The 23701-nt window shown below is 70.6% G+C and carries 24 protein-coding genes; 4 read left to right on the forward strand and 20 right to left on the reverse strand.

What is annotated here, in order from left to right; translation table 11 throughout:
- Window positions 1–23 precede the first annotated feature (23 nt).
- Window positions 24–401, reverse strand: coding sequence for a LysM peptidoglycan-binding domain-containing protein (locus KK097_RS02680; protein ID WP_214530706.1), 378 nt, complete (start codon window positions 399–401; stop codon window positions 24–26).
- A gap of 236 nt (window positions 402–637) precedes the next feature.
- Between KK097_RS02680 and lexA the strand changes: the two genes are divergently transcribed.
- Window positions 638–1282 (forward strand): transcriptional repressor LexA, encoded by a 645-nt coding sequence (gene lexA / locus KK097_RS02685; RefSeq protein WP_214530705.1) that lies wholly within the window; start codon window positions 638–640, stop codon window positions 1280–1282.
- A 189-nt stretch (window positions 1283–1471) separates the two neighbouring features.
- Here the strand turns inward: lexA and hflX are convergent, their stop codons facing one another.
- Entirely contained in the window at window positions 1472–3013 is a 1542-nt protein-coding gene (gene hflX / locus KK097_RS02690; RefSeq protein WP_214530704.1) for a GTPase HflX, read from the reverse strand.
- A gap of 61 nt (window positions 3014–3074) precedes the next feature.
- Between hflX and KK097_RS02695 the strand changes: the two genes are divergently transcribed.
- Window positions 3075–3686 (forward strand): class I SAM-dependent methyltransferase, encoded by a 612-nt coding sequence (locus tag KK097_RS02695; protein WP_214530703.1) that lies wholly within the window; start codon window positions 3075–3077, stop codon window positions 3684–3686.
- Window positions 3687–3869: 183 nt separating this feature from the next.
- On the opposite strand, the gene dapF is transcribed toward KK097_RS02695, so the two are convergent.
- The 14 genes from dapF to KK097_RS02765 all read right to left on the reverse strand — a co-directional run bounded on the left by dapF (window position 3870) and on the right by KK097_RS02765 (window position 18708).
- Window positions 3870–4760, reverse strand: a complete 891-nt coding sequence (dapF, locus tag KK097_RS02700; RefSeq protein ID WP_214543615.1) for a diaminopimelate epimerase — start codon at window positions 4758–4760, stop codon at window positions 3870–3872.
- A complete protein-coding gene (miaA, locus tag KK097_RS02705; RefSeq protein ID WP_307858324.1) occupies window positions 4757–5794 on the reverse strand; it encodes a tRNA (adenosine(37)-N6)-dimethylallyltransferase MiaA in 1038 nt (345 codons plus the stop codon). The genes dapF and miaA overlap by 4 nt, the downstream gene beginning before the upstream one ends.
- On the reverse strand, window positions 5781–7274 hold the full coding sequence (gene miaB, locus KK097_RS02710) for a tRNA (N6-isopentenyl adenosine(37)-C2)-methylthiotransferase MiaB (protein WP_214543616.1): 1494 nt from the start codon (window positions 7272–7274) through the stop codon (window positions 5781–5783). Before miaB ends, miaA begins: the two co-directional genes overlap by 14 nt.
- A 26-nt stretch (window positions 7275–7300) precedes the next feature.
- Window positions 7301–8221, reverse strand: coding sequence for a regulatory protein RecX (locus tag KK097_RS18560; RefSeq protein WP_214543617.1), 921 nt, complete (start codon window positions 8219–8221; stop codon window positions 7301–7303).
- On the reverse strand, window positions 8218–9279 hold the full coding sequence (recA, locus tag KK097_RS02720; RefSeq protein ID WP_214530699.1) for a recombinase RecA: 1062 nt from the start codon (window positions 9277–9279) through the stop codon (window positions 8218–8220). The genes KK097_RS18560 and recA overlap by 4 nt, the downstream gene beginning before the upstream one ends.
- A 271-nt stretch (window positions 9280–9550) precedes the next feature.
- Window positions 9551–9775 (reverse strand): DUF3046 domain-containing protein, encoded by a 225-nt coding sequence (locus tag KK097_RS02725; protein WP_214543618.1) that lies wholly within the window; start codon window positions 9773–9775, stop codon window positions 9551–9553.
- Between the two features lie 87 nt (window positions 9776–9862).
- The gene (locus KK097_RS02730; RefSeq protein WP_214530697.1) at window positions 9863–10171 is read right to left on the reverse strand and encodes a helix-turn-helix domain-containing protein; all 309 of its coding nucleotides are present in this window, start codon (window positions 10169–10171) and stop codon (window positions 9863–9865) included.
- A gap of 154 nt (window positions 10172–10325) precedes the next feature.
- Entirely contained in the window at window positions 10326–10853 is a 528-nt protein-coding gene (locus KK097_RS02735; RefSeq protein ID WP_214530696.1) for a CinA family protein, read from the reverse strand.
- Window positions 10850–11494 carry a CDP-diacylglycerol--glycerol-3-phosphate 3-phosphatidyltransferase gene (gene pgsA, locus KK097_RS02740; RefSeq protein ID WP_250896384.1) on the reverse strand — a complete coding sequence of 215 codons (645 nt, stop codon included), beginning with the start codon at window positions 11492–11494 and terminating at the stop codon, window positions 10850–10852. Before pgsA ends, KK097_RS02735 begins: the two co-directional genes overlap by 4 nt.
- 5 nt (window positions 11495–11499) lie before the next feature.
- Window positions 11500–14436 (reverse strand): FtsK/SpoIIIE family DNA translocase, encoded by a 2937-nt coding sequence (locus tag KK097_RS02745; RefSeq protein WP_214543620.1) that lies wholly within the window; start codon window positions 14434–14436, stop codon window positions 11500–11502.
- Between the two features lie 130 nt (window positions 14437–14566).
- On the reverse strand, window positions 14567–16243 hold the full coding sequence (locus tag KK097_RS02750) for a ribonuclease J (protein ID WP_214530694.1): 1677 nt from the start codon (window positions 16241–16243) through the stop codon (window positions 14567–14569).
- A 49-nt stretch (window positions 16244–16292) separates the two neighbouring features.
- Window positions 16293–17270, reverse strand: coding sequence for a 4-hydroxy-tetrahydrodipicolinate synthase (gene dapA / locus KK097_RS02755; protein ID WP_214543621.1), 978 nt, complete (start codon window positions 17268–17270; stop codon window positions 16293–16295).
- Between the two features lie 125 nt (window positions 17271–17395).
- Complete coding sequence (locus tag KK097_RS02760; RefSeq protein WP_214543622.1) at window positions 17396–17878, reverse strand: dihydrofolate reductase; 483 nt, start codon at window positions 17876–17878, stop codon at window positions 17396–17398.
- Window positions 17878–18708, reverse strand: a complete 831-nt coding sequence (locus KK097_RS02765) for a thymidylate synthase (protein WP_214543623.1) — start codon at window positions 18706–18708, stop codon at window positions 17878–17880. Before KK097_RS02765 ends, KK097_RS02760 begins: the two co-directional genes overlap by 1 nt.
- Before the next feature lie 38 nt (window positions 18709–18746).
- On the opposite strand from KK097_RS02765, the gene KK097_RS02770 reads away from it, so the two are divergent.
- Window positions 18747–19661: a TIGR01777 family oxidoreductase gene (locus tag KK097_RS02770; protein ID WP_214543624.1), complete on the forward strand. Its 915-nt coding sequence runs from the start codon at window positions 18747–18749 to the stop codon at window positions 19659–19661.
- Window positions 19662–19714: 53 nt separating this feature from the next.
- On the opposite strand, the gene KK097_RS02775 is transcribed toward KK097_RS02770, so the two are convergent.
- Both KK097_RS02775 and KK097_RS02780 read right to left on the reverse strand, forming a co-directional pair.
- The gene (locus KK097_RS02775) at window positions 19715–20179 is read right to left on the reverse strand and encodes a tetratricopeptide repeat protein (RefSeq protein ID WP_214543625.1); all 465 of its coding nucleotides are present in this window, start codon (window positions 20177–20179) and stop codon (window positions 19715–19717) included.
- A 14-nt stretch (window positions 20180–20193) separates the two neighbouring features.
- Window positions 20194–20940 (reverse strand): 4-hydroxy-tetrahydrodipicolinate reductase, encoded by a 747-nt coding sequence (locus KK097_RS02780; protein WP_250896385.1) that lies wholly within the window; start codon window positions 20938–20940, stop codon window positions 20194–20196.
- A 23-nt stretch (window positions 20941–20963) separates the two neighbouring features.
- On the opposite strand from KK097_RS02780, the gene KK097_RS02785 reads away from it, so the two are divergent.
- The gene (locus KK097_RS02785; RefSeq protein WP_214530689.1) at window positions 20964–21455 is read left to right on the forward strand and encodes a GNAT family N-acetyltransferase; all 492 of its coding nucleotides are present in this window, start codon (window positions 20964–20966) and stop codon (window positions 21453–21455) included.
- Window positions 21456–21504: 49 nt separating this feature from the next.
- Here KK097_RS02785 and KK097_RS02790 read toward each other — a convergent pair whose 3' ends face one another.
- Together KK097_RS02790 and KK097_RS02795 are read right to left on the reverse strand one after the other, a co-directional pair.
- Complete coding sequence (locus KK097_RS02790) at window positions 21505–22107, reverse strand: histidine phosphatase family protein (RefSeq protein WP_214530688.1); 603 nt, start codon at window positions 22105–22107, stop codon at window positions 21505–21507.
- Window positions 22108–22115: 8 nt separating this feature from the next.
- Complete coding sequence (locus KK097_RS02795) at window positions 22116–23450, reverse strand: M16 family metallopeptidase (RefSeq protein WP_214543627.1); 1335 nt, start codon at window positions 23448–23450, stop codon at window positions 22116–22118.
- Window positions 23451–23701 lie beyond the last annotated feature (251 nt).

Here is a 23701-nt window from a genome sequence, read left to right on the forward strand (position 1 = left end):
TCTGGACGGCGCTGTCCGGCTGACTACTCGCCGTTGGTGTACTTGGTGGGGATGGCGATCTCTTCGCCGGCCTGCAGCGCGGAGCCGTCGAGCGCGTTGAGGCTCACGACGTCCTGCACGAAATCGCGCGGGTCGGAGTTGGGCGCGGTCTGCTCGGCGAGCTGCCAGAGCGTCTCGCCGGGCTGGATCGTCACGGTCTCGAACGGGGTACGGGTGCCGCCGGCGGTGGCGTCACCGGCGGACGCTTGTCCACCGTTGAGCACGCCGAGGGCGACGACGATGAGGAGCGGGATCGCAGCGAGCGTCGTGAAGACGATGCGGCCGCGACGCGTCAGACGCAGGCGGGTACGCACGGCGGGCGCCGCGGTGCGCTGGATGTCAGCGATGGCGATGGTGCTCATGTCGTTCTTGCCTTCCCGTTCGGTGGAACCGAAGTCGTGTACCGAACATAGTTTCGAATCAGACGACGCACAAGTCCTGGGAGAGGATTTCTGCGGGGTTTTCTTGCGACACGCTCGAACAGGTGTTTGTCCGGCCCTGGCTGGTCGGATACTGTTTCGATCGACTGGGACAAGCCTGACGGGGACCACCGACATTCCCGCCGCGGCCGGACCGGCACCGACGAAAGCGAGACGACGTGGTGGACGAACTGCGGGGCCAGAAGCCGCTGACGCCGAAGCAGCAGGCGATCTTCGACGCGATCCGCGCGTCGATCGCCTCCCGGGGCTACCCGCCGAGCATGCGTGAGATCGGCGACGCGGCCGGGCTCTCCTCGCTCTCGAGCGTCTCCCACCAGCTCGGCCAGCTCGAGCTCGGCGGCTGGATCCGTCGCGACCCGAACCGCCCTCGTGCGCTCGAGGTCCTGGTGGACGAGCCGTCCTCCGACGCCGGTGGCCCGGACATCGACGCCACCACGCTCGTGCCCCTCGTCGGCCGGATCGCCGCCGGTGTCCCGATCACCGCCGAGCAGCACGTCGACGAGATCATCCCGCTCCCCCGCCAGCTCGTCGGCACCGGTGAGCTCTTCATGCTCAAGGTCGTCGGCGAGTCGATGATCGACGCCGCGATCTGCGACGGCGACTGGGTCGTCGTCCGGTCACAGCAGACCGCCGAGAACGGTGACATCGTCGCGGCCATGCTCGACGAAGAGGCGACCGTCAAGGTCTTCCGCCAGCGCGACGGTCACACGTGGCTGCTGCCGCGCAACTCCGCCTTCGAGCCGATCCTCGGCGACGCGGCCTCGGTCCTCGGCAAGGTCGTCGCGGTCCTCCGCTCCCTCTGAGCGCGGCCCGCGACTCGCGCTGCACCGGCGCGAGACGCCGTCGTCACCGTCCGACGCCCCCTGCACGACGAAACGCCGCCGGAATCGGCGGCGTTTCGTGTGTTCCGGGGCGTCTCGGTGACGCGACGGCGTCTAGCGGACCCGTGACGGGCCTCCAGACCGCGCGGCAGCGCCTGCCGGAGCCGACCGTCAGACGGTCGTGGCGGGCGTGACCACGTACGGCTCGAGCTCGGAGACCTGCCGCTGGAAGACGCGCACCCGCAGGCGCGTGCCGTCCTCGGCGTAGTCGACGGACTCGACCGATCCCGCGTCGTGCAGCGACGACACCAGGTCGCCGCGGTCGTACGGCACCACGATCGTCAGGTCGACGTCGGGCTCGGGCAGGCGGTCCTCGATGACGCTGAGGAGCTCCGGGATGCCCTCGCCGGTGCGTGCGGACACGAACACCGCGTCCGGCACGAGTCCGATGAGCACGAGGCGTTGCGCGTCGTCGATCAGGTCGGCCTTGTTGAAGACGACGATCTCCGGGATGTCGCCGGCCCCGACGTCGCCGATGACCTCGCGCACGGTGGACAGCTGCGCCCCGGGGTCGGGGTGCGAGCCGTCGACCACGTGCACGATGACGTCGGCGTCGCCGACCTCTTCGAGGGTGGAGCGGAAGGCCTCGACGAGCTGGTGCGGCAGGTTGCGCACGAAGCCGACGGTGTCGGCGAACGTGTACTCACGGCCCTTGGTGCTCTCGGTCCGGCGGACCGTGGCGTCCAGCGTCGCGAACAGCTGGTTCTGCACCAGCACGCCCGCGCTCGTCAGCCGGTTGAGCAGCGACGACTTGCCGGCGTTGGTGTAGCCCGCGATCGCGACGCTCGGCACCTCGTTGCGGTTGCGCTCGGCGCGCTTGGCCTCACGCGCGGGGCGGAACCCGGCGATCTGGCGGCGCAGCTTGGCCATCCGGGTGTGGATGCGACGGCGGTCCAGCTCGATCTTGGTCTCACCGGGGCCGCGCGAGCCCATGCCCGCACCGCCCGAGACCTGGCCACCGGCCTGCCGGGACATCGAGTCACCCCACCCGCGCAGCCGCGGCAGCAGGTACTCGAGCTGGGCGAGTTCGACCTGCGCCTTGCCCTCGCGGCTCTTGGCGTGCTGGCTGAAGATGTCGAGGATCACGGCCGTGCGGTCGATCACCTTGACCTTCACGACGTCCTCGAGCGCACGACGCTGCGAGGGAGCGAGCTCGGTGTCCGCGATCACGGTGTCGGCGCCGGTGGCCTTCACGATCATCGCGAGCTCTTCCGCCTTGCCCTTGCCGAGGTAGGTCGAGGCGTCCGGGTGCGGTCGGCGCTGCAGGAGCCCGTCGAGCACGACTGCGCCGGCCGTCTCGGCCAGGGCGGACAGCTCGCGCAGGGAGTTCTCGGCGTCCTGCGCGTCGCCCTGGGGGTACACGCCGATGAGGACGACCTGCTCGAGCCGCAGTTGGCGGTACTCGACCTCGGTGACGTCCTCGAGTTCGGTGGAGAGGCCGGCGACACGGCGCAGCGCCGCACGGTCCTCACGGTCGTACTGGTCGCCGTCGCCGGTCCAGCTGCGGTCGTCGACCGACTGCGTCTGGATGGCCTGGGCGGGTGCGAAGATGGACGATGCCGCGCGGCGGTCTGCGTTGCGCAACACCCTCTCGACGACACCGTCTGCGCTGTCGTCGTTGGTCTGGTGGTTCTGCTGATGGGTATCCGTCATCCTGTGCACAGGCTACCTCCGGCGGCCCTCCGACACACTCGGTTGCCGGTACGGTTCATCCATGGCGAACGACCACTACTTCTCGGCCAACCCCGAGAGCGACGTCCGGCCCCGCCAGGTGGACGTCACGCTCGCCGGTCAGCCCCTCACCCTGGCCACCGCTGCCGGGGTCTTCAGCCCGGACGGTGTCGACCGTGGCACGAAGGTCCTGCTCGGTTCGGTGCCGGCACCCGCGGCTGACGGCGCGCTGCTCGACATCGGCTGCGGCTGGGGTCCGATCGCGATCACGATGGCGCTGCAGTCCCCGGACGCCCACGTCTGGGGCGTCGACGTGAACGAGCGGGTGCTCGGACTCGCCCGCGCCAACGCTGTGACCGCCGGGGCGACGAACGTGACGATCGCGCTCCCCGACGACGTGCCGGCCGACCTGCGCTTCCGCACGATCTGGTCGAACCCGCCGATCCGCGTGGGCAAGGACGAGCTGCACGAGATCCTGCTGACCTGGCTGCCCCGGCTCGAGGTCGGGGGTGACGCCTGGCTCGTCGTGTCGAAGGACCTCGGCGGCGACTCGCTGCAGAAGTGGCTCGTCGGGGCGCTCGGCTCGGGGTTCTCCGTCACCCGCGAGTCGACTGCCAAGGGCTTCCGCGTCATCCGCGTGCAGCGCAGCGCGTAGGGCGCGTGCGCACTTCGTGCGCGTGCACTTCGTGTGTCTGCACTTCGTGTGCGTGCACTTCGTGTGTCTGCACTTCGTGAGCAGGAATGGTCGGGCTGCCGCTGGGCACCCGACCACTTCTGCTCACGAAGCGCCGCGGGGCGAAGCGCCCACGCGCCGAGCCGCGCGCACCGCGCACCTGCGTCAGACCGTCAGGTCGCCCGAGAAGACGAGCTCGGCCGGCCCGGACAGCGACACGTGCTCGCCGTCCTCGGTCGCCGTCATCCGCACGGTCAGCAGCCCACCCGGCACCCGCACGCGCCAGGTGTCCGGCGCACCAGCCCCGACCCAGTAGCGCGTCGCGAGGGCGGCCGCCACGGCCCCGGTGCCGCACGAGAGCGTCTCACCGCTCCCCCGCTCGTGCACCCGCATGGTGATCTCGCCGACGCCGTCCTTGATGAGCGGATCGCCCGGCAGCACGAACTCGACGTTCGCACCGTGCTCCGGCGCCGGGTCGAGCACGGGCAGGAAGGTCAGGTCGAGGTCGGCCAGTTCGTCTTCGGTCTCGACGGCGACGACCACGTGCGGATTGCCGACGTCGATGCCGATGCCCGGCCGCGCCCCGTCGAGGTTCTTCGCCCGGACGAGCACGTCGTCGGACCCACCTCCCTCGATCCCGAGGCCCCAGCGCCCGAGATCGGCGGTGAACCCGTTCGTCGTGCGTCGGATGTCGACCAGGCCCTTGCGGCTGCCCACCGTCAGCGTCTCACCGGGGGCGAGGTCGACCAGGCCGGACTCGGTCAGGTACCGGGCGAACACCCGGATGCCGTTGCCGCACATCTCCGCGACCGTGCCGTCGGCGTTGTGGTAGTCCATGAACCAGGTGGCCTCGGGCTCGACGGCCACGAGCGCGCGCCCCTCGGGGATCGCCTCGGACCGCACCGCCCGGATCACGCCGTCGCCGCCCACGCCGAAGCGTCGGTCCGCGATGGCACGGACCCGCTCGGGGGTCAGGTCGACGGTGGCGTCGGGGTCGGCGAACAGGACGAAGTCGTTGCCGGTCCCCTGGCCCTTGGTGAAGTGCAGCTCGGTCACGGCACGATCCTACGGGCCAGTGCCGACAGGTCGCCGCGGTCCGCCCCGGTGACGTCGAGCGTCTCGGCGTCGGCGTAGCGCCGGAACCAGGAGACCTGGCGCCTGGCGTACTTCCGGGTCGCGATGCCGGTCGCCTCCACCGCGTGGTCGACCGTCGACGTGCCGCCCAGCACCTCGAGTGCCTGCGAGTACCCGATCGCGCCCCGCGCCGTCTTGCCCTGCTCCAGCCCCTGCTCGCGGAGCGCAGCGACCTCGTCGACGAGTCCGGCGTCGAACATCCGTGCCGCCCGCGCGTGCAGCGCCGACACCAGCTGCTCACGGTCACGACGCAGGTGCAGGATGCGGGACGGTCGCCAGGCGGGGGGCGCGGCCGGGAGGCTCGGGGTCACGACCTCGGATCGGCTCGCGATCTCGAGTGCCCGGATCAACCGCCGTGGGTTGCGTGCGTCGATCGTCGTTGCGGCCGCCGGGTCGAGGGTGCGGAGCCGTTCGAGCAGGATGCCCGGACCGAGTTCCTCGTGCTCCCGCTCGAGCTGTGCGCGGAGTTCGGGGTCGGTGCCGGGGAACGACAGGTCGAACAGCACCGCGGAGACGTAGAGGCCGCTTCCGCCGACGAGGACGGCCACGCCGCCGTCGGCCTGGATCCGTTCGACGTCTGCCCGTGCGGCGACCTGGTACGCGGCGACGCTCGCCTCGTCGGTGACGTCGAGCACGTCGAGCTGGTGGTGCGGGACCCCGTGTCGTTCGCCCGGCGGGAGCTTCGCGGTCCCGATGTCCATGCCGCGGTACAGCTGCATCGCATCGGCGTTGATGATCTCGGCGTTCCGGCCTGCGGCACGGAGTCGGTCGGCGATCGCGATGCCGAGGTCGGACTTGCCCGTCCCGGTCGCCCCGACGACTGCGATCAGGTCCGCGGCGTCACCGTCTGCGGGCGACTCGGCGGCGTCACCGGACGCGGGCGACTCGGCGGCGTCACCGGACGCGGGCGATGCGGCGCTCGTCGGCGCAGCCCCGGGGAGCTCAGCGGCCGACACGGAGCGTTGGCAGCCCGAGCGAGACCGGACGAGGGCCACCGGCTTCGGCGGCCGGGGTGGGCACGCCGCAGCTCTCGGCCTGCGCGCGGTCCCAGGCGTCCCCGGCCCGGGTGCGCCGGATGCGCAGCGGAGCGTCGTCGTCCGCGAGCAGGAAGTGCGGCGCAGCACGCGTGATGTCCACCGTCACGACGTCGCCGGGGCGCGGGACCTCAGAGCCGGCGGGCACGGCGAAGTGCACGAGCCGGGAGTCCTGGGCACGGCCGGACAGCCGACGGGTGGCGTCGTCCTTCCGCCCCTCGCCCGAGGCGACGAGGACCTCGACGCTGCGACCGACCTGGCGGGCGTTCTCCTCCGCAGTGATGCGTTCCTGCAGGGCGACGAGTCGTTCGTAGCGCTCCTGCACGACCTGCTTCGGCAGCTGGTCGGCCATCGTGGCGGCCGGCGTGCCCGGGCGGATCGAGTACTGGAACGTGAAGGCCGAGGCGAAGCGGGCCTGCTCGACGACGCGCAGGGTGTCCGCGAAGTCGGCCTCGGTCTCGCCGGGGAACCCGACGATGATGTCGGTGGAGATCGCCGCGTGCGGGATCTTCGCGCGGACTCGGTCGAGGATGCCGAGGAACCGCTCGCTGCGGTAGCTCCGCCGCATCGCCTTGAGGATCCGGTCGGAACCGGACTGCAGGGGCATGTGCAGCTGCGGCATGACGTTCGGCGTCTCGGCCATCGCGTCGATGACGTCGTCGGTGAAGGCCGCCGGGTGCGGGCTCGTGAACCGAACGCGCTCCAGCCCCTCGATCGTGCCGGTAGCGCGCAGCAGCTTGCCGAACGCCTGCCGGTCGCCGAACTCCACGCCGTAGGAGTTGACGTTCTGGCCGAGCAGCGTGACCTCGATCGCGCCGTCGTCGACGAGCGCCTGGATCTCGGCGAGGACGTCACCGGGGCGGCGGTCCTTCTCCTTGCCGCGGAGCGAGGGGACGATGCAGAACGTGCAGGTGTTGTTGCAGCCGACCGAGATCGACACCCAGCCGCTGTGCGTGGAGTCCCGCTTGGTCGGCAGCGTCGAGGGGAACACGTCGAGCGCCTCGAGGATCTCGATCTGCGCCTCGTCGTTGTGCCGCGCCCGCTCGAGCAGCGTCGGCAGCGACCCCATGTTGTGCGTCCCGAAGACGACGTCGACCCACGGCGCCTTCTCGAGGATGACGTTCTTGTCCTTCTGCGCCAGGCACCCGCCGACAGCGATCTGCATGCCGGGGTGCTCGCGCTTGATGCCCGCGAGCTGTCCGAGGTTGCCGTACAGGCGGTTGTCCGCGTTCTCGCGCACCGCGCAGGTGTTGATGACCACGACGTCGGCCTGCTCGCCGTCGGCAGCGGTGTACCCGGCGGCCTGCAGTGACCCACTCAACCGCTCGGAGTCGTGCACGTTCATCTGGCACCCGTAGGTGCGGACTTCGTAGGTGCGGGGGCGCGCTGCGACGGTGGCCATGGTCGTCCCAGTGTAGGTCGGGCCGACTACTCGAACCGAACGGTCCCGCCGCCGGGTCGTGGGCGCTTCCCGCCGCCGCCGAGGGCCCGTTCGACGGCGATCCGGACGACGCCGGAGCTGTAGCCCTTGCGCATCAGGAAGCCGGACAGCCGACGTTCCGCCGTGGCCCGGTCGAGGCCGCGCATCTGCGGAGCACGCTTGTCGGCGAGCTCCTGGGCGCGGAGGAACTCGTCGTCCTCGTCGTCGGCTGCTTCGTCCAGCGCGGTGTCGATCGCCACCTGGTCAATGCCCCGGCGACGGAGTTCGGTCACGACGCCCTGTCGGCCGAGGCCCTTGCGAGCGTGCAGGCGGTCCACCAGGTCGGTGGCGAGGGCGACGTCGTCGAGCAGGCCGACACGGGTCAGCCGTTCGATCTCGTGCTCGACCACGTCGGGGTCGAGGTCCTGCTGGAGCAGCAGCGTCCGCATCTCGGACTCGCTCACGCCCTTGCGCCCGAGGGCACGGAGGCTGAGCCGCTCGGCGTCGGCACGCTGTTCGTCGAGCGGACGAGGCGCGTCGGCGGGGTCGATCTCCTCGCCCCCGGCGATCGAGAAGACCGAGGCCGTGGTGGCGTCGGCGGTCTCGGAGGCGTAGCCGTCCTGCTCGGAACGCGCTGAGCGCCCGCTGCCGTCGCCGATGACGGGCGACACCCACGCGGCCGGACCACGGGCACCGTGCAAGGGCAGGGGCACGGGCGTGTCCGCGTCGAACGCGGTAGGGGCCTCGTCCGGCCGGACGTCGTCCGGCCCGGGAAGCGCCCAGCCATCGGCGTCACGCGGCTCGTCCGGTGACACCGGGGGTGCGGGGATGTCCGGCATCGCGGGTGACACCGGAGCGCGACGACGCGACCTCGCACCGAACAGGTCGGTGACCGGTGCGAGGCCGTCGTCGTCGTGGTCGGTGCTCACGCGCCCTTGCGCTCCGCGAGCTTCGGCGCGATCGACTCGACCGGGGCGTCCTCGGCCTTGGCGCCACCGACGCCGAGCTTGGCGAGGATCTTGCCTTCGATCTCGGCAGCGATCTCGGGGTTCTGGATCAGGAAGGAACGCGAGTTCTCCTTGCCCTGCCCGAGCTGGTCGCCGTCGTAGGTGTACCAGGCACCCGACTTCTTGACGATGCCGTGGTCGACACCGAAGTCGAGCAGCGAGCCTTCGCGCGAGATGCCGACGCCGTACAGGATGTCGAACTCGGCCTGCTTGAAGGGCGGCGCCATCTTGTTCTTGACGACCTTGACGCGCGTGCGGTTGCCCACGGCGTCGGTGCCGCTCTTGAGCGTCTCGATGCGACGGATGTCGAGGCGGACGGACGCGTAGAACTTCAGCGCCTTACCACCCGAGGTGGTCTCCGGCGAACCGAAGAACACGCCGATCTTCTCGCGCAGCTGGTTGATGAAGATCATCGTGGTCTGCGTCTGGTTCAGGCCACCGGCGAGCTTTCGCAGCGCCTGGGACATGAGGCGGGCCTGCAGACCGACGTGCGAGTCGCCCATCTCGCCCTCGATCTCGGCGCGGGGCACGAGGGCTGCGACGGAGTCGATCACGATGAGGTCGATGGAGCCAGAGCGGACCAGCATGTCCGCGATCTCGAGCGCCTGCTCGGCGGTGTCGGGCTGCGACACGAGCAGGGCGTCGATGTCGACACCGAGCTTCTTGGCGTACTCGGGGTCGAGCGCGTGCTCCGCGTCGATGAAGGCTGCGATGCCACCGGCGCGCTGGGCGTTGGCGATGGCGTGGATGGTGAGGGTCGTCTTACCCGACGACTCCGGGCCGTAGATCTCGACGATGCGGCCACGGGGCAGGCCACCGATGCCGAGCGCGACGTCCAGCGCCACCGACCCGGTCTGGATGACGTTGACGGGGGCGCGTTCGTCCGAACCGAGGCGCATGATCGCACCCTTGCCGAACTGCCTGTCGATCTGAGCGAGTGCGGTCTCGAGGGCCTTCTCGCGGTCTGCCGGTGATGGCATGGGGTGCTCCTTCGTGCTCGTGTTCGGCCGCCTGTAGGCTGTCGCGTCCACGCCGGCCGATGGTGCAAGGCCGGTGGTTCTGCGACAAGGCTTCGGGCTGTTCCCGATGTCCATCAACCTATGGCGGGCCACCGACATCACTGCCGACGGTCACGCGATCTGTGGATGGAACACCCGGGCGACGCCGCTGTGGAGGAAGCTACCACCGATCGAACACGCGTTCGAGCAACACGCCGAACACAGTTTCGGGTACCGGCTCCGTGGAACCTGGTCAGTCCTGGGGTTCGGCGAGCCCCTTGCCGTGCCGTCGGTCCATCGGAACGTCCTGCGAGTCGCACAGGGCGTCCCACACCCGGCGGGCGTCGATGCCGGCGTCGATGGCATCCACGGCCGAGCGACCACCCAGTTGCTCGAGCACGACGTCGCGGGTCACCACGGACCCGTAGGCCTCCCCGAACACCTGGTCGACGGCTCGCCAGAACTCACTCACGCGCATCCGACCAGCCTAAGCGTGCGGTCGTGGGCCGGAACGCAGAACGCCCCCGCCGGGAAGGACCGGCGGGGGCGTTCGGTGCGGTGCGGGTCAGCGCACCGCGAGGTCGTTGTCGAACTCGGCGACGAGGTCGTCCGGGAGCGTGTCGGGGACAGGGGTCAGCCCCTCGACGATCGCGAGGCGGTCACCCACTTCGCGCATGATGGTCGAGATGGGCGTCTCCAGAGCGTCCGCGACGGACGCGAGGATCTCCGAGCTGGCTTCCTTCTGCCCGCGCTCGACCTCACTGAGGTACCCGAGCGCGACACTGGCCTTGGACGCGACCTGACGGAGGGTCCGGCCCTTCTGCAAGCGGAAGTCCCGGAGCACATCGCCGATTTCCTGACGAACGAGAACCATGAGAACTCCTCCTCTCTGTCGTCTCCGCGCCCGCTCGGTCCGGTGGATCGAGTTCGGGTTCAGCAACAGTAGCGTTGCCGGTTGCAGCATGCTAGCCAGGCTGGCTGCCGTACTGCTGGAGATTTCGTGAGATGTAACCCGGCGGAAACGGGACCTATTCCCGGCCCCGGACTTCGGACGACATCCGTGACAGGAGTTCGGAGACGGTGGCGTGCCGGATTGCTTCCCGGTCACCGTCGAGGTGGAGCGCGAAGGCCTCGGCCCCGGCGGCGGACGCGATCCCGACGTACACCGTGCCGACGGGCTTGCCGTCCTGCGGGTCCGGACCGGCGACGCCCGTCGTGCTGATCCCCCACGTCGCGGGTTCCCCGTCGACGGACAGCGCGATCCGGACACCGGCGGCCATCTGCCGAGCGACCTCCGGGTGGACGGCCCCCTCCGCCTCGAGCAGGGACGCCGACACCCCGAGCACAGAGTGCTTCACGGGCGTCGCGTACGCCACGACGCCGCCGCGCACGACGGCACTGGCGCCCGGCACGTCGACGAGCGTCGCGACGACGAGCCCGCCGGTGAGCGACTCCGCCACTGCGAGGGTCTCCCCCCGTGCCGTCAGCTCGGCGATGAGTCCTGGTGCGACCGGGACGGGAGGCGCGGCCTGCGTCGAGCGGTCGGGCCCGGTCACGCTGTGGTGCGGTTGTGCTTCCATGCCTGCCACAGGTAGTCGATCCCGCTCAGGATCGTTGCCAGGAACGCGGCCGTCATCAGGATGCCGTTGACCCAGTGCGCCCAGTCGCCGACGAGGTTCCACCAGGGGAACAGCGCGGCCGTCAGGGCGACGGCTTGCAGCACGGTCTTGATCTTGCCGCCGCGGCTGGCCGGGATCACCCGGTCCGACAGCACGGCGAAGCGGAACACCGTGATGCCGATCTCGCGCACCATGATCAGCACTGTCACGTACCAGGGCAGTTCCTGCAGGATCGACAGGGCGACGAGCGCACCACCGATGAGCACCTTGTCGGCGATCGGGTCGACGAGCTTGCCGAAGTCGGTGACCAGGTTCTGGCGGCGGGCGATGATGCCGTCGGCGCTGTCCGTGACGATCGCGACGACGAACACGACCGCCGCCCAGATGCGCAGTGGTCCGTCGTTGCCGGTGTCGGCCAGCAGCAGGACGAAGAACAGCGGCGCCATGAGGATGCGCACCACCGTGATGATGTTCGCCACGTTGGCGGTCGACGCCGGGCCGGGGCCCTTGCGCAGCAACCGGCCGCGCCACGGGAACCGTGCGCCGTGCGTGGTGTTCGTGCTGTCCGAGGCGGTCATCGCCGTCACTCCCTGCCCGTCAGTCCCCACGCGTCCTCATCGGGCTCGTCGTGGACTTCATCGTACCCGCGGGTCATGTCCCCGACGGGGTCGGCGCCGTACCGGTCAGCGTCGGCGGACGGTGTCGGCGCGGCTGCTGCCGGAGCGGCTGCGGCGGGCGGCTCCTCGCCGCGGAGCTTCGCGAGCACCGCGGGCAGCTGGTCGGCGGTCACCAGGACGTCGCGGGCCTTGGAGCCCTCGGACGGCCCGACGATGTCGCGCGACTCCATCAGGTCCATCAGACGACCGGCCTTGGCGAAACCGACGCGGAGCTTGCGCTGCAGCATCGACGTCGAACCGAACTGGGTCGAGACGACCTGCTCGACGGCCGCGAGCAGCAGTTCGAGGTCGTCGCCGATGTCGGCGTCGATCTCCTTGCGCTCGACCACGGCCTGGACGTCCTGGCGGTACTCGGGCTGGGCCTGGCGCGTCACGTGCTGGACGACCTCGGCGACCTCGCCCTCCTGCACCCAGGCGCCCTGCACACGGAGCGACTTGGACGAACCCATCGGCAGGAACAGCGCGTCGCCCTGGCCGATCAGCTTGTCGGCACCGGGCTGGTCGAGGATGACGCGGGAGTCCGTGACGCTCGTCACCGCGAAGGCGATGCGCGACGGCACGTTCGCCTTGATCAGCCCGGTGATGACGTCGACCGACGGGCGCTGCGTCGCGAGCACCAGGTGGATGCCGGCGGCACGGGCGAGCTGGGTGATGCGGACGATCGACTCCTCGACGTCGCGCGGCGCCACGAGCATGAGGTCGGCGAGCTCGTCGACGACGACGAGCAGGTACGGGTACGGCTTGAGCTTCCGCTCGCTGCCCGACGGCAGGACGATCTCGTTGTTCTCGATCGCCTTGTTGAAGTCGTCGACGTGGCGGAAACCGAACGACGCCAGGTCGTCGTACCGCATGTCCATCTCCTTCACGACCCACTGCAGCGCTTCTGCCGCCTTCTTCGGGTTCGTGATGATGGGCGTGATGAGGTGCGGGACACCGGCGTAGATCGAGAGCTCGACGCGCTTCGGGTCGACCAGGACCATGCGGACCTCGGACGGCTTCGCCCGCATGAGCAGCGACGTGATCATCGAGTTGATGAACACCGACTTGCCGGAACCGGTGGAGCCGGCGACGAGCAGGTGCGGCATCTTCGCCAGGTTCGCGACGACGAAGCCGCCCTCGACGTCCTTGCCGACGCCGATCGTCATCGGGTGCTTCGACTTGCGTGCGGCGTTCGAACGCAGGACGTCGCCGAGGGACACGATCTCGCGGTCGGTGTTCGGGATCTCGACACCGATGGCGCTCTTGCCCGGGATCGGCGACAGGATCCGGACCTCGTTCGAGGCGACCGCGTACGACAGGTTCTTCGACAGCGCCGTCACGCGCTCGACCTTGACGCCGGGGCCGAGCTCGATCTCGTACCGGGTGACCGTCGGCCCGCGGGAGAAGCCGGTGACCTTCGCGTCGACCTTGAACTCGGTGAGCACGCCGGTGATGGCCGCGACGATGTCGTCGTTCGCCTGGCTGCGAGCGACCGAGGGTGTGCCCGAACTCAGGGTCGTCGCGGCGGGCAGGCGGTAGGGCTTCGAAGGGTCCTCGTCGGAGCCGGCGGCGGCCGCACTGAGCTCGGCGGCGGCGTCGATGTCCTCCGGCTCGTCGACGACCTCGGGCTCGGAGAGCACCTCGGGGACCACGGGACGGATGTCGGCGGTCGGCTCCGGCCGCGCGGGGACGTCGGTGCCGAACGCGCGGAGGGCCTGCTCGGCGTCCTGCAGGTCCTGCTCGACGGAGTCGTTGAGGTTGACCGACGCGGGCTCGGCCGGCGTCAGGTCGACGAGCCCGGCAGCAGCGCCGGCGTTCGGGCTGACGACCGGTGCAGCGGGTGCGGCGGCGGCGGGCGCGGCCGGCAGGGCCGCCGGGGCCACACCGGTGGCCGGGGGCAGCACCGGGCTGTCGTACGCCGGGTCTTCTTCGCGACCGGACTTGTTCCGGCGCCACCACGGCACGGTGTCGCCACCGGCCTCGGCTTCGGCCGCGGCGGCCGCCTGCTGGTCACCGAACCCGAGGTCGTCGAACAGCTGGAAGTCGGTGTCGCCCTTCTTGCCCCGCTTGGTTGCACGGGCACGGGCGGCGGGCTCCGCGACGGCGGCTGCGTCGACCTCGGGCTCGGCCGCGGGGGCCGGTGCGCCGAACAGGTAGGAGTAGAGCTCGTGCAGACGCCGACCGAGCTTGTTCGGTGGGGTCTTGGTGATGATGAAGAGCGAGAGCACGAGCAGCACGATCGCCACGGGCACGGCCACCCAGGCGGTCGCGATGGTGACGAGCCAGCCGATGACGACCCAGCCGAGGACACCGCCGGCCGCGGCCAGCGCGGGCATGCCGTCGGCCGCGCTCGGTCGGCCGCCGAACACGTGGCAGAGCGAGGCGATCGACACGATCAGGATGCCCAGCCCGATGCCGATCCGGGTGTTGTCGTGCACGGACGCGGGGTGCCGGAACAGCCACCCGGCGAACACGATCATGATCACGGGCAGCGCGAACGCCAGACGGCCGAACAGCCCGCCGAACGTGTACGCGTCGAGAGCGACGGAGACGCTGTTGGTCGGGTTGAGCCACTCCACGACCCCGCCGGCGATGGCGAGCAGGAACAGCAGGAACGGGAACCCGTCGCGCCGCTGGTCCTTCTCGAGGGTCTCCTTGCCGAGCAGCCGGAACATCGCCCCGACGCCGTGCGCCATCGCGAGCCAGAAGGTCACGAGCGGGTTCTGCTCGCGGAACACCGGTGTCGGTGCGGCCTGCGGCAGCTTCTTCGTCGTGGCCTGGGTGCGCGACGAACCGCGCGTCCCGTTGCCACGGGACGACGTGGACGCGCGCGAGCGCGTGGTCGACTTGGTGCCTCCGGCCATGGGCAGAACCCTAACGCCCGCTCAGGACAAACGCAGGAAGGCCCGCCGCAGCGTCCGTGACGGACGCTGGACGGGCCTCCCGGCCGAACGCGACGAACGCGACGAACGCGACGAACGCGATCGTGGCGCGCTACGCCTCGATGACCACCGGGACGATCATCGGACGGCGACGGTGCTTCGTGTTCACCCAGCGGCCGACGGTGCGGCGGACGACCTGCGCGAACGCGTGCGAGTCGCGGGTGCCGTTGGCGGCGGCCTCGGCCAGGGCCTTGGCGATCTGCGGACGGACGTCGTCGAAGACCGCGTCGGTCTCGGCGAACCCGCGCGACTGGATCTCCGGGCCGATCACGCACTGCCCCGTGGTGAAGTCCACCGCGGCGAAGATCGAGATGAAGCCCTCCTCCGCGAGGACACGGCGGTCCTTGAGGTCGGCGTCGGTGATCTCGCCGACGGTGGAGCCGTCGACGTAGACGTACCCGATGTCGAGCTGCCCGGCGACCGTCGCCACGCCGTCCTTCAGGTCGACGACGATGCCGTCCTGCCCGAGGATGACGTTGCGCGGCGGGACACCCGTCTGGATCGCCAGGTCGGCGTTCGCGTACAGGTGGCGGTGCTCGCCGTGGACGGGGAGCACGTTGCGCGGACGCAGGATGTTGTAGCAGTAGAGCAGCTCGCCGGCGGAGGCGTGTCCGGAGACGTGCACCTTCGCGTTGCCCTTGTGCACGACCTTCGCACCGAGCTTGGTCAGCCCGTCGATGACGCGGTACACGGCGTTCTCGTTGCCCGGGATGAGCGACGACGCGAGGATGACGGTGTCGCCCTCGCCGATCTCGATCTGGTGCTCGAGGTTCGCCATGCGGGCCAGGACGGCCATCGGCTCGCCCTGCGACCCGGTCGACATGTAGACGATCTGGTCGTCGGGGACGTTCTTCGCCTTCTTCGTGTCGATGAGCACGTTCTCCGGCACCCGCAGGTACCCGAGCTCGGCGGCGATCGTCATGTTGCGGATCATCGAGCGGCCCATGAACGCGACCTTGCGGTTCGCGGCCGCGGCGGCGTCGAGGACCTGCTGCACGCGGTGCACGTGCGACGAGAAGCTCGCCACGACGACCTTCTTGCGGGCGCGCATGATGATGTTCTCGAGCACCGGGCCGATGTCGCGCTCCGGAGCGGTGAAGCCCGGCACGTCGGCGTTCGTGGAGTCCGGCAGGAACAGGTCCACCCCGGCCTCGCCCAGACGCGCGAACGCACGGAGGTCGGTGATGCGGTCGTCCAGCGGGAGCTGGTCCATCTTGAAGTCGCCCGTGTGCAGGACACGACCGGCGGGGGTCGTGATCGCGACGGCGAGGGCGTCCGGGATGGAGTGGTTCACGGCGACGAACTCGAGGTGGAACGGGCCGATCTGCTCGGTCTGGTCCTCGGCCACGACGAGCGTGTACGGCTTGATCCGGTGTTCCTTGAGCTTCGCCTCGACCAGAGCGAGGGTCAGCGTGGAGCCGATCAGCGGGATGTCGTCGCGGAGCTTGAGCAGGTACGGGACGGCGCCGATGTGGTCTTCGTGGCCGTGCGTGAGCACGACACCGAGGACGTCGTCGAGGCGGTCCCGGATCGGCGAGAAGTCCGGCAGGATCAGGTCGACACCGGGCTGGTGCTCCTCGGGGAACAGCACGCCGGCGTCGACGATGAGCAGCTTGCCCTCGTACTCGTAGACGGTCATGTTGCGACCGATCTCGCCGAGGCCCCCGATGGGGACGACGCGGAGGGTGCCGGCTTCGAGCGGCTGCGGTTCGGAGATCTGTGTGGGCATTCGGTCCTACGGATTCGGGCGACGCGCGTGCTGCGCGCCGCGGTGTTCGCTAGCGGGTGGTGCCTGGCACCTTCGGTAGTGCACCGCCGGCCGCCGCGTTGCGGTCGGGGCGGAAGTTCGAGAAGTCGGCGCCGGGTACGTCGCACACTGCTTCGAGCGAGGTCTCGATGGCGTACGCCTCGGAGTCCTCGGGGCCGACGAGCGGCAGTCGGACGCGCGGGCTGCCGATGCGGCCCAGCCCGTGCAGGATGTACTTCGCGGCCACGGTACCCGGAACGTGGGTCATCACGGCGCGGACGAGCGGTTCGAGTCGTTTGTGCTCGGCCGTCGCGGTGGCCAGGTCGCCCCGGTTCACGGCGTCGACGATGGTGCGGTACGGCGCGCTCGTGATGTTCGCGGTCACGCCGATCAGGCCGGTGGCGCCGATCGACAGGTGTGGGAGCACGTTCGTGTCGTCGCCGGAGAAGTACATCAGGTCGGTGTTGTTCAGCACGCGCGAGACCTCGGCGAAGTCGCCCTTGGCGTCCTTCACGGCGAGGATGTTCGGGTGCTTCGACGCACGCAGGATCGTGTCGTACGTGATCGGGATGCCGGTGCGGCCCGGGATGTCGTAGAGGATCACCGGCAGGTCGGTGGCGTCCGCGATCATCCGGAAGTGGGTGAGGACACCCGACTGCGTCGGCTTGTTGTAGTACGGCGTGACGATCATCACGCCGTCGGCGCCGGCCTTCTCGCTCTGCTTGTACAGGTGGATCGCGTGGGCGGTCTCGTTCGAGCCACCACCCGTGATGATCTTCGCGCGGCCGGCGGCGACGGACTTGCCGACCTCGACCAACCGGAGCTTCTCCGGGTCCGTCAGCGTCGACGTCTCGCCGGTCGTACCGGTCACGACGATGCCGTCGGCGCCGGCGGTGATGCAGTCGTCGATGTGCTGCTCGACGCCGGGCCAGTCGACCTCGCCGTCGGCCGTGAACGGGGTCACGAGGGCGACGAGGACCTGACCGAAGGGATTCTCACGCGGGGACACGGGCACCAGCGTACCGGGGATGCGCGCGAGGACCGCCGTCCGTGTGGACGGTGGACCGCCTGCGGCGCGGACAGGAGGCCCGGATCACGTCCGTCCCGCCGGTCACGCCCGGCGACACCGGGCACTCAGGCGCGGCGCTGCCACTCCAGGAACCGGTAGCGGGTGCCGCCGTTCCGGGACTCCTGCCACGGGCCGTCGTCGACCAGGGTCCAGTCGTCGCCGAGCTCGGGCGCCGCGGTGTCCCCCGCGACGTCGACGTCGATGAGGGTCTCGGAGACGTGGTCGGCCGCGTCGAGTGCGGCGTCGTACACCTGGCCGCCGCCGATGACCCAGACGGTCTCGTCGGTGTCGAGCGCGGCCTGCAGGTCGTGCACGACCTCGGCCCCGTCGGCCGTCCACGTCGCGTCACGGGTCAGCACGACGTTGCGCCGCCCGGGCAGCGGCCGGAAGCGCTCGGGCAGGGACCCCCAGGTGCGCCGGCCCATCAGCACGGTCGCGTTGCCTGTGACCTGCTTGAAGTGCGCCAGGTCCTCCGGCACGTGCCAGGGCATGCCGCCGTCGGCCCCGATGACGCCGTTGGTCGAGCGGGCCCAGACCATGCCGATCATCAGACGGCGACCGCGGCCTTGATCGCCGGGTGGTGCTCGTAGCCGACGACGGTGAAGTCCTCGTACTCGTAGTCGTCGATCGAGTCGCGCGCGGCGAGCTCGAGCGTCGGCAGTCGGTAGGCGGTGCGGGACAGCTGCTCCTCGACCTGTTCGACGTGGTTGTCGTAGATGTGGCAGTCGCCGCCGGTCCAGACGAAGTCGCCGACCTCGAGCCCGGTCTGCGCCGCGATCATGTGGGTCAGCAGCGCGTACGAGGCGATGTTGAACGGGACGCCGAGGAACATGTCGGCGCTGCGCTGGTAGAGCTGGCACGAGAGCTTGCCGTCGTTGACGGAGAACTGGAAGAAGGCGTGGCACGGGGCGAGCGCCATGTCCGGCACGTCCGCGACGTTCCACGCCGAGACGATGAGCCGGCGGCTGTCCGGATTCGTCTTGATCTGCTCGATGACCTGGGCGATCTGGTCGACGTGCTCACCGGAGGGGGTCGGCCACGAGCGCCACTGCACGCCGTACACCGGGCCGAGGTCACCGTCCTCGTCCGCCCACTCGTTCCAGATCCGGACGCCGTGCTCCTGCAGCCAGGTCGCGTTGCCCTCGCCGCGCAGGAACCACAGGAGTTCGTACGCGACCGACTTGAAGTGCACGCGCTTCGTGGTGACGAGCGGGAAGCCCTCCGACAGGTCGTAGCGGAGCTGTGCGCCGAACAGGCTCCGGGTCCCGGTGCCGGTGCGGTCGCCCTTCGGCGATCCCTCGGTGAGGACCCGGCGGAGCAGGTCTTCGTAGGGCGTCGGGACGGAGGCGTCGGGCTGTACGGTCTCGCTGTCGGTCACACACAGAAGCCTACGTCGGTGTGAGTAGCGTTGCGGGCATGCCCGACACGACGGAACAACCGCTCTCGATCCTGGTGGCCGGCTCGTCCGGGTTCATCGGGACGCCCCTCGTCCGTGCCCTGCGCGAGGCGGGTCACCACGTCACCACGCTCGTCCGCCGCGAAGCGCGCACCGCGACCGAGTTCCGCTGGGCACCGGGGCGACGTCCCCTCGACCCCGCGATCGTGGACGGCGCCGACGTCGTGATCAACCTGGCCGGCGCGAACATCGGCAAGCTGCCGTGGACGGACGCGTACCGCAAGGAGATCCGCAGCTCGCGCATCGACGCCACCGACACCCTGGTCGAGGCGATGCGGCACGCCGCCACTCCCCCGGCACTGTTCCTGTCGGGCTCGGCCTCCGGCGTGTACGGCGACCGCCCGGCCGACGTGCTGCAGGACGACGCGGCCCCGGGCACGGGCTTCCTCGCCGACGTCTGCACGGCGTGGGAATCGGCTGCGAACGCCGCGCCCGCGGGGGTCCGCGTCGTCACGCTCCGCACCGGCATCGTCATCGGCAAGGGCGGCGGGGCACTCGCACCCCTCGTCCCGCTCACGAAGCTCGGCGTCGGCAGCCGGCTCGGCACCGGTGGGCAGCACTGGCCGTGGATCGCGCTCGAGGACGAGGTCGGCGCGATCGTGCACCTGGCGACCGCGGCACCGGACGTGACCGGTCCGGTGAACCTCGCGGGCCCCGAGCCCGTCGTCGCCGACCGCATCACGAAGCACGTCGCCGAGGTGCTGCACCGGCCGTACCTGTTCCGGATCCCGGAGTTCGCCCTGCGCCTGGCGCTGCGCGACGCGGCCGACGACATGCTCTTGTCGAGCCAGCGGATGGTCCCCACGAAGCTGCTCGAGTCCGGCTACACGTTCCGGTACACGCAGGCGGCGGACGCGATCGACGCCGTCTTCTGATCCGTCGCGCAGGCCGCCGACGAGCCAGCGGTCAGCGGCTGACGGGCCAGCGGTCAGCGGCCGGCAGCGCGCGCCAGGGCGGTGCGCATCGCCGCTCGCGCACGCTTGCGGTCCCCGGCGGCGTCGTAGACCACGCCGAGCCGGTACCAGGCCCGCCAGTCGGTCGGGTCCTGCTCAACCGCGTCGCGGTACTGCGGGAACAGCTCGTCGGCGGCGTCGCGCACCGGTCGGCCGGAGGGGCGGACCGGGACGACGTCCTCCGGTGCCCCACCCTCGGCCTCGAGCCGTGCGCCGAGCCGGGTGATGCGGATGCCGAAGCGGAACTCGAGCACGAGCAGGAGCGCCCCGATCGCGGCGACGACGAACAGCGCGACGCCGATGGCGATGCCGATCGGGACGCCGGTCGCGATGAAGGCGACGGCGCGGTGCCCGACGAGCCCGATGTAGAGGGCGAGCAGCACCGCCATCAGCGCCGCGCCCCAGAACGGTGAGCGGATCCTGCGTCCGGCCCGCTCCATCCGACCCACGGCCGTCAGCCGATGCCGAGGACGCTGCCGAGGCCCACGGTGAGCCCGCGCGCCGAGACCACGTTCGCCAGCGCGGCACGGATGCCCGCCACGTAGGCGACGTCGTCGTTGGTGTCGTGCCGGATCGTCAGCGTCTCGCCGGGGCCGCTCAGCACGACGTCCTGCACAGCCTTCACGCCCGGCAGCCGGAGCGAGTGGATCGGCACGCTCGCGACCTGCTGGCCGCGGGCGCGCTGGTCGACGTGCGGGGCGTCCACCGGGCCGACCTCGCGCCGGGCGTCCGCCATCAGCTCCGCCGTGCGCACCGCGGTGCCCGAGGGCGAGTCGATCTTGCCGGCGTGGTGGGTCTCGACGATCTCGGCGGCCGGGAACCACGGCGCCGCGATCGTCGCCAGGTGCGTGCCGAGCACCGAGCCGATCGAGAAGTTCGGGACGACGAGCACCCCCTGCTCCGGGCGCTCCTGCAGCCCGGAGCGGAGCTTGGCGAGCCGGTCGAGCGACCAGCCGGAGGTGCCGACGAGCACGTTCGCGCCGCTCGACAGCGCGTTCTCCACGATCGCCGGGCTGAGCGACGGCACGGTCACGTCGACGACGACTGCCGCGCCGCCGAAGACCGAGGGCGGCGCCTCGTGCGCGCCGTCCTTCGAGGACAGACGGGCGACGAGCTCGAACTCCGGGAGTTCCTCGACGACGGAGGCCACGAGGCCCCCGAGACGACCGGTGGCGCCGACGACGGCGACGGGAGTGACCATGCCGTCCATCCTAGGATCGACGCATGTCAGTCGAGGTCAGGACCGTGCCGGCCGATCTGCCCGAGGTCGACGTGCTGCTCGACGCGTACCTGGACGAGCGCGAGGCGACGTTCCCGAGCGCGCAGGGCAGCTACTCGCGGAAACGCACCCCGGCGGCCGAGTTCACACCGCCGAACGGGGTGTTCGCGGTGGCGTACGAGGGTGCCACCGCCGTGGGGTGCGGTGGGCTCCGCCGGATCGCGGACGGTGTCGACGCGTCGGGAGCCGTCGACGTCCGGTTCGAGGTCAAGCACGTCTTCGTCGCCCCGGACGGACGTGGCAAGGGCGTCGCGACGGCCGTGATGGACCTGCTCGAGCGTGCCGGGGCCGACCTCGGGGCGACGAGCATCGTGCTCGACACGAACGACTCGCTCGTCGCCGCAGCCGCGCTGTACCGGAGCCGCGGCTACGAGCGAGTCGAGCCGTTCAACGACAACCCGAACGCGACCGCCTGGTACCGCAAGCCGATCGCCTGAGCCGCCACGGGCCTCCAGGCAGGCTGGCGATCCCGGGCAGGGCGCGTCGCTAGACGGGCTGGTCGACCGGCAGACCGGTGCGCAGTTCCACCGGCAGGTGCGCCAGGTCGTTCAGCGTGACGACCTCGGCGGGCTTCGCCGAGCGGATCCGGATGATCGTGAGGGCGGTGTGCGCGACGTTCGTGCCCATCCAGCGCCACTCCGGAGCCTGGAACGCCTCGCGCACGAACCAGCCGATCACGGCGTTGTGCGTGATGAGGAGGTCGTGACGGTCCTCGCGCGCGGGGGTGAACCACTCCGACACGGCGTCACCCATCTGGGCCTGTCCGGCGACGATCTCCTCTTCGGTGATGCCGCCGTACCAGCCCTTGTACGCGTGCGGCATGTCCGGGGTCGGACCGGAGGGGATGCAGTCGAAGAGCAGCGTCGAGGGCTCCGGCTGGATCGACGGCAGGCGCTGCGACAGGAACGCAGCGGTCTCGCTCGGGGCCTCGAGCGGGGAGTGGTACACGCCGTCGAAGGGCACACCGCCGAGTCGGTCCGCGATCAGGGTCGCCTGACGCTTCCCGCGCTCCGAGAGCTTGCCGTCCCGCAGGCCGTGTTCGGCGTCCTGGTGTTCGCCGTGCCGGACGAGGTACAGGTAGTGCGACATGTCCCTGCTCAGCTGCCGATCCCGATGGCCGCGGCGAGTTCGTCCTGCTGCACGGCACCGACCACCGAGGTGATCGTCGGTCGGGTGAGCAGGTCGCGCGCGAGTTCGAGTACGCCGTCGGTGGTGACGCCGTCGACGCGTTCGAGCGCGGTCGAGAGGTCGGTGTACTCCCCTGTGCCGAGCTCGGAGCGGCCGAGGCGGGTCATCCGGGCGTCGGAGTCCTCGAGCGAGAGCGTCAGTGCCCCCTCGATCTGGCCCTTCGCGCGACGGAGTTCGTCGTCGGTGATGCCGTGGTCGACCATCCGGCGGAACTCCGCGTCGACGATGTCGATGACGCCGGCGACGTTGTCCGGCGCGCACCCGGCGTAGACACCGAAGGCGCCGTTGTCCAGGTAGGCCGGGGCGAACGACGACACCGCGTAGGCCAGCCCGCGACGCTCGCGGACCTCCTGGAACAGGCGCGAGCTCATCCCGCCGCCGAGCACGGCGTTCAGGACGCTGAGCGAGGGCCGGCGGTCGTCGCGCAGGTCGAGGCCCTGCGAGCCCCGGAGCATGCTGACCTGCTCGGTCGGTCGGTGCACCACGGACAGCTTCGGCTCGACCGGGTCGGCGACGGTCTCGGGTGTGCGACGTGGCAGCGGGTCGGCGTCGGGCGCGTCGTGGAAGACCCCGGCGACGAGTTCGCAGAACCGGTCGTGGTCGACGGCACCGGCGGCGGTGACGACGATGCCGTTCGGTGCGTAGTGCTCGCGGTAGTGGGCCAGCACCTCGTCGCGCTGGACCGCGCGGATGCTGTCCGGGGTCCCGCCGATCGGACGGCCGAGCGGGTGTCCGCCGAAGGCCGCGGCGAAGAACGCCTCGCCCGCGACGTCGGCCGGGTCGTCGGCGGCCATCGCGAGTTCTTCGAGGATGACGCCGCGCTCGACGGCGAAGGCGTCCGGCTCGAGCACCGAGCCGGTGACCATGTCACCGATGACGTTCACGGCCATCGGGACGTCGGCGTCCCGGACCCGTGCGTAGTAGCAGGTGTACTCCTTGGCGGTCGCGGCGTTGTGCTCGCCGCCGACCGAGTCGAAGGCGATGGCGATGTCGAGCGCCGATCGGGTCTCCGTGCCCTTGAAGAGCAGGTGTTCGAGGAAGTGGGTCGACCCGAACTGACCGTCGCGTTCGTCACGCGAACCGACGCCGACCCAGAACCCGATGCTCGTCGACGCGGCACCCGGCACCGCCTCGGTCAGCACACGGACACCCGACGGCAGCACGGTGCGACGGACGAAGGCCCCGCCGGACGTCAGGAACGACGTGTCCGGGGCCCCGAGCGGCAGTGGCACTGGCTGGTTCATCGCAGACGAGCCTACTGATCCGTCGGGGCGGCCCGCCCAGTTTCCCGGCCCGGCGCTCCTGACACTCGAAGTGGGGTACAGAAAGTGCGGACAGACCGACTCGTCTGTCTGTCCTCCTTGTGCTACTGTTGCTCACGCCGGATCGAAAGCCCCCCTAAGTTCCGATCCGGCGGCTCGGGACATCAGTCCTGCGCGACCACCGAGTCCCCCCACTCCGGTCGCGGAGCCGATGAGTCCGAGGAGTACACGCT

It is taken from the genome of Curtobacterium flaccumfaciens, from assembly GCF_018598405.1.
GTDB lineage: Bacteria > Actinomycetota > Actinomycetes > Actinomycetales > Microbacteriaceae > Curtobacterium > Curtobacterium aurantiacum.

Excerpts from the sequence above, each read along its gene's own strand:
- KK097_RS02680 (WP_214530706.1), bottom strand. The coding sequence starts at position 401 with ATGAGCACCATCGCCATCGCTGACATCCAGCGCACCGCGGCGCCCGCC.
- hflX (WP_214530704.1), bottom strand. The coding sequence starts at position 3,013 with ATGACGGATACCCATCAGCAGAACCACCAGACCAACGACGACAGCGCA.
- KK097_RS02695 (WP_214530703.1), top strand. The coding sequence starts at position 3,075 with ATGGCGAACGACCACTACTTCTCGGCCAACCCCGAGAGCGACGTCCGG.
- miaB (WP_214543616.1), bottom strand. The coding sequence starts at position 7,274 with ATGGCCACCGTCGCAGCGCGCCCCCGCACCTACGAAGTCCGCACCTAC.
- recA (WP_214530699.1), bottom strand. The coding sequence starts at position 9,279 with ATGCCATCACCGGCAGACCGCGAGAAGGCCCTCGAGACCGCACTCGCT.
- KK097_RS02725 (WP_214543618.1), bottom strand. The coding sequence starts at position 9,775 with ATGCGCGTGAGTGAGTTCTGGCGAGCCGTCGACCAGGTGTTCGGGGAG.
- KK097_RS02730 (WP_214530697.1), bottom strand. The coding sequence starts at position 10,171 with ATGGTTCTCGTTCGTCAGGAAATCGGCGATGTGCTCCGGGACTTCCGC.
- pgsA (WP_250896384.1), bottom strand. The coding sequence starts at position 11,494 with ATGACCGCCTCGGACAGCACGAACACCACGCACGGCGCACGGTTCCCG.
- KK097_RS02745 (WP_214543620.1), bottom strand. The coding sequence starts at position 14,436 with ATGGCCGGAGGCACCAAGTCGACCACGCGCTCGCGCGCGTCCACGTCG.
- KK097_RS02750 (WP_214530694.1), bottom strand. The coding sequence starts at position 16,243 with ATGCCCACACAGATCTCCGAACCGCAGCCGCTCGAAGCCGGCACCCTC.
- KK097_RS02760 (WP_214543622.1), bottom strand. The coding sequence starts at position 17,878 with ATGATCGGCATGGTCTGGGCCCGCTCGACCAACGGCGTCATCGGGGCC.
- KK097_RS02770 (WP_214543624.1), top strand. The coding sequence starts at position 18,747 with ATGCCCGACACGACGGAACAACCGCTCTCGATCCTGGTGGCCGGCTCG.
- KK097_RS02775 (WP_214543625.1), bottom strand. The coding sequence starts at position 20,179 with ATGGAGCGGGCCGGACGCAGGATCCGCTCACCGTTCTGGGGCGCGGCG.
- KK097_RS02780 (WP_250896385.1), bottom strand. The coding sequence starts at position 20,940 with ATGGTCACTCCCGTCGCCGTCGTCGGCGCCACCGGTCGTCTCGGGGGC.
- KK097_RS02785 (WP_214530689.1), top strand. The coding sequence starts at position 20,964 with ATGTCAGTCGAGGTCAGGACCGTGCCGGCCGATCTGCCCGAGGTCGAC.
- KK097_RS02790 (WP_214530688.1), bottom strand. The coding sequence starts at position 22,107 with ATGTCGCACTACCTGTACCTCGTCCGGCACGGCGAACACCAGGACGCC.
- KK097_RS02795 (WP_214543627.1), bottom strand. The coding sequence starts at position 23,450 with ATGAACCAGCCAGTGCCACTGCCGCTCGGGGCCCCGGACACGTCGTTC.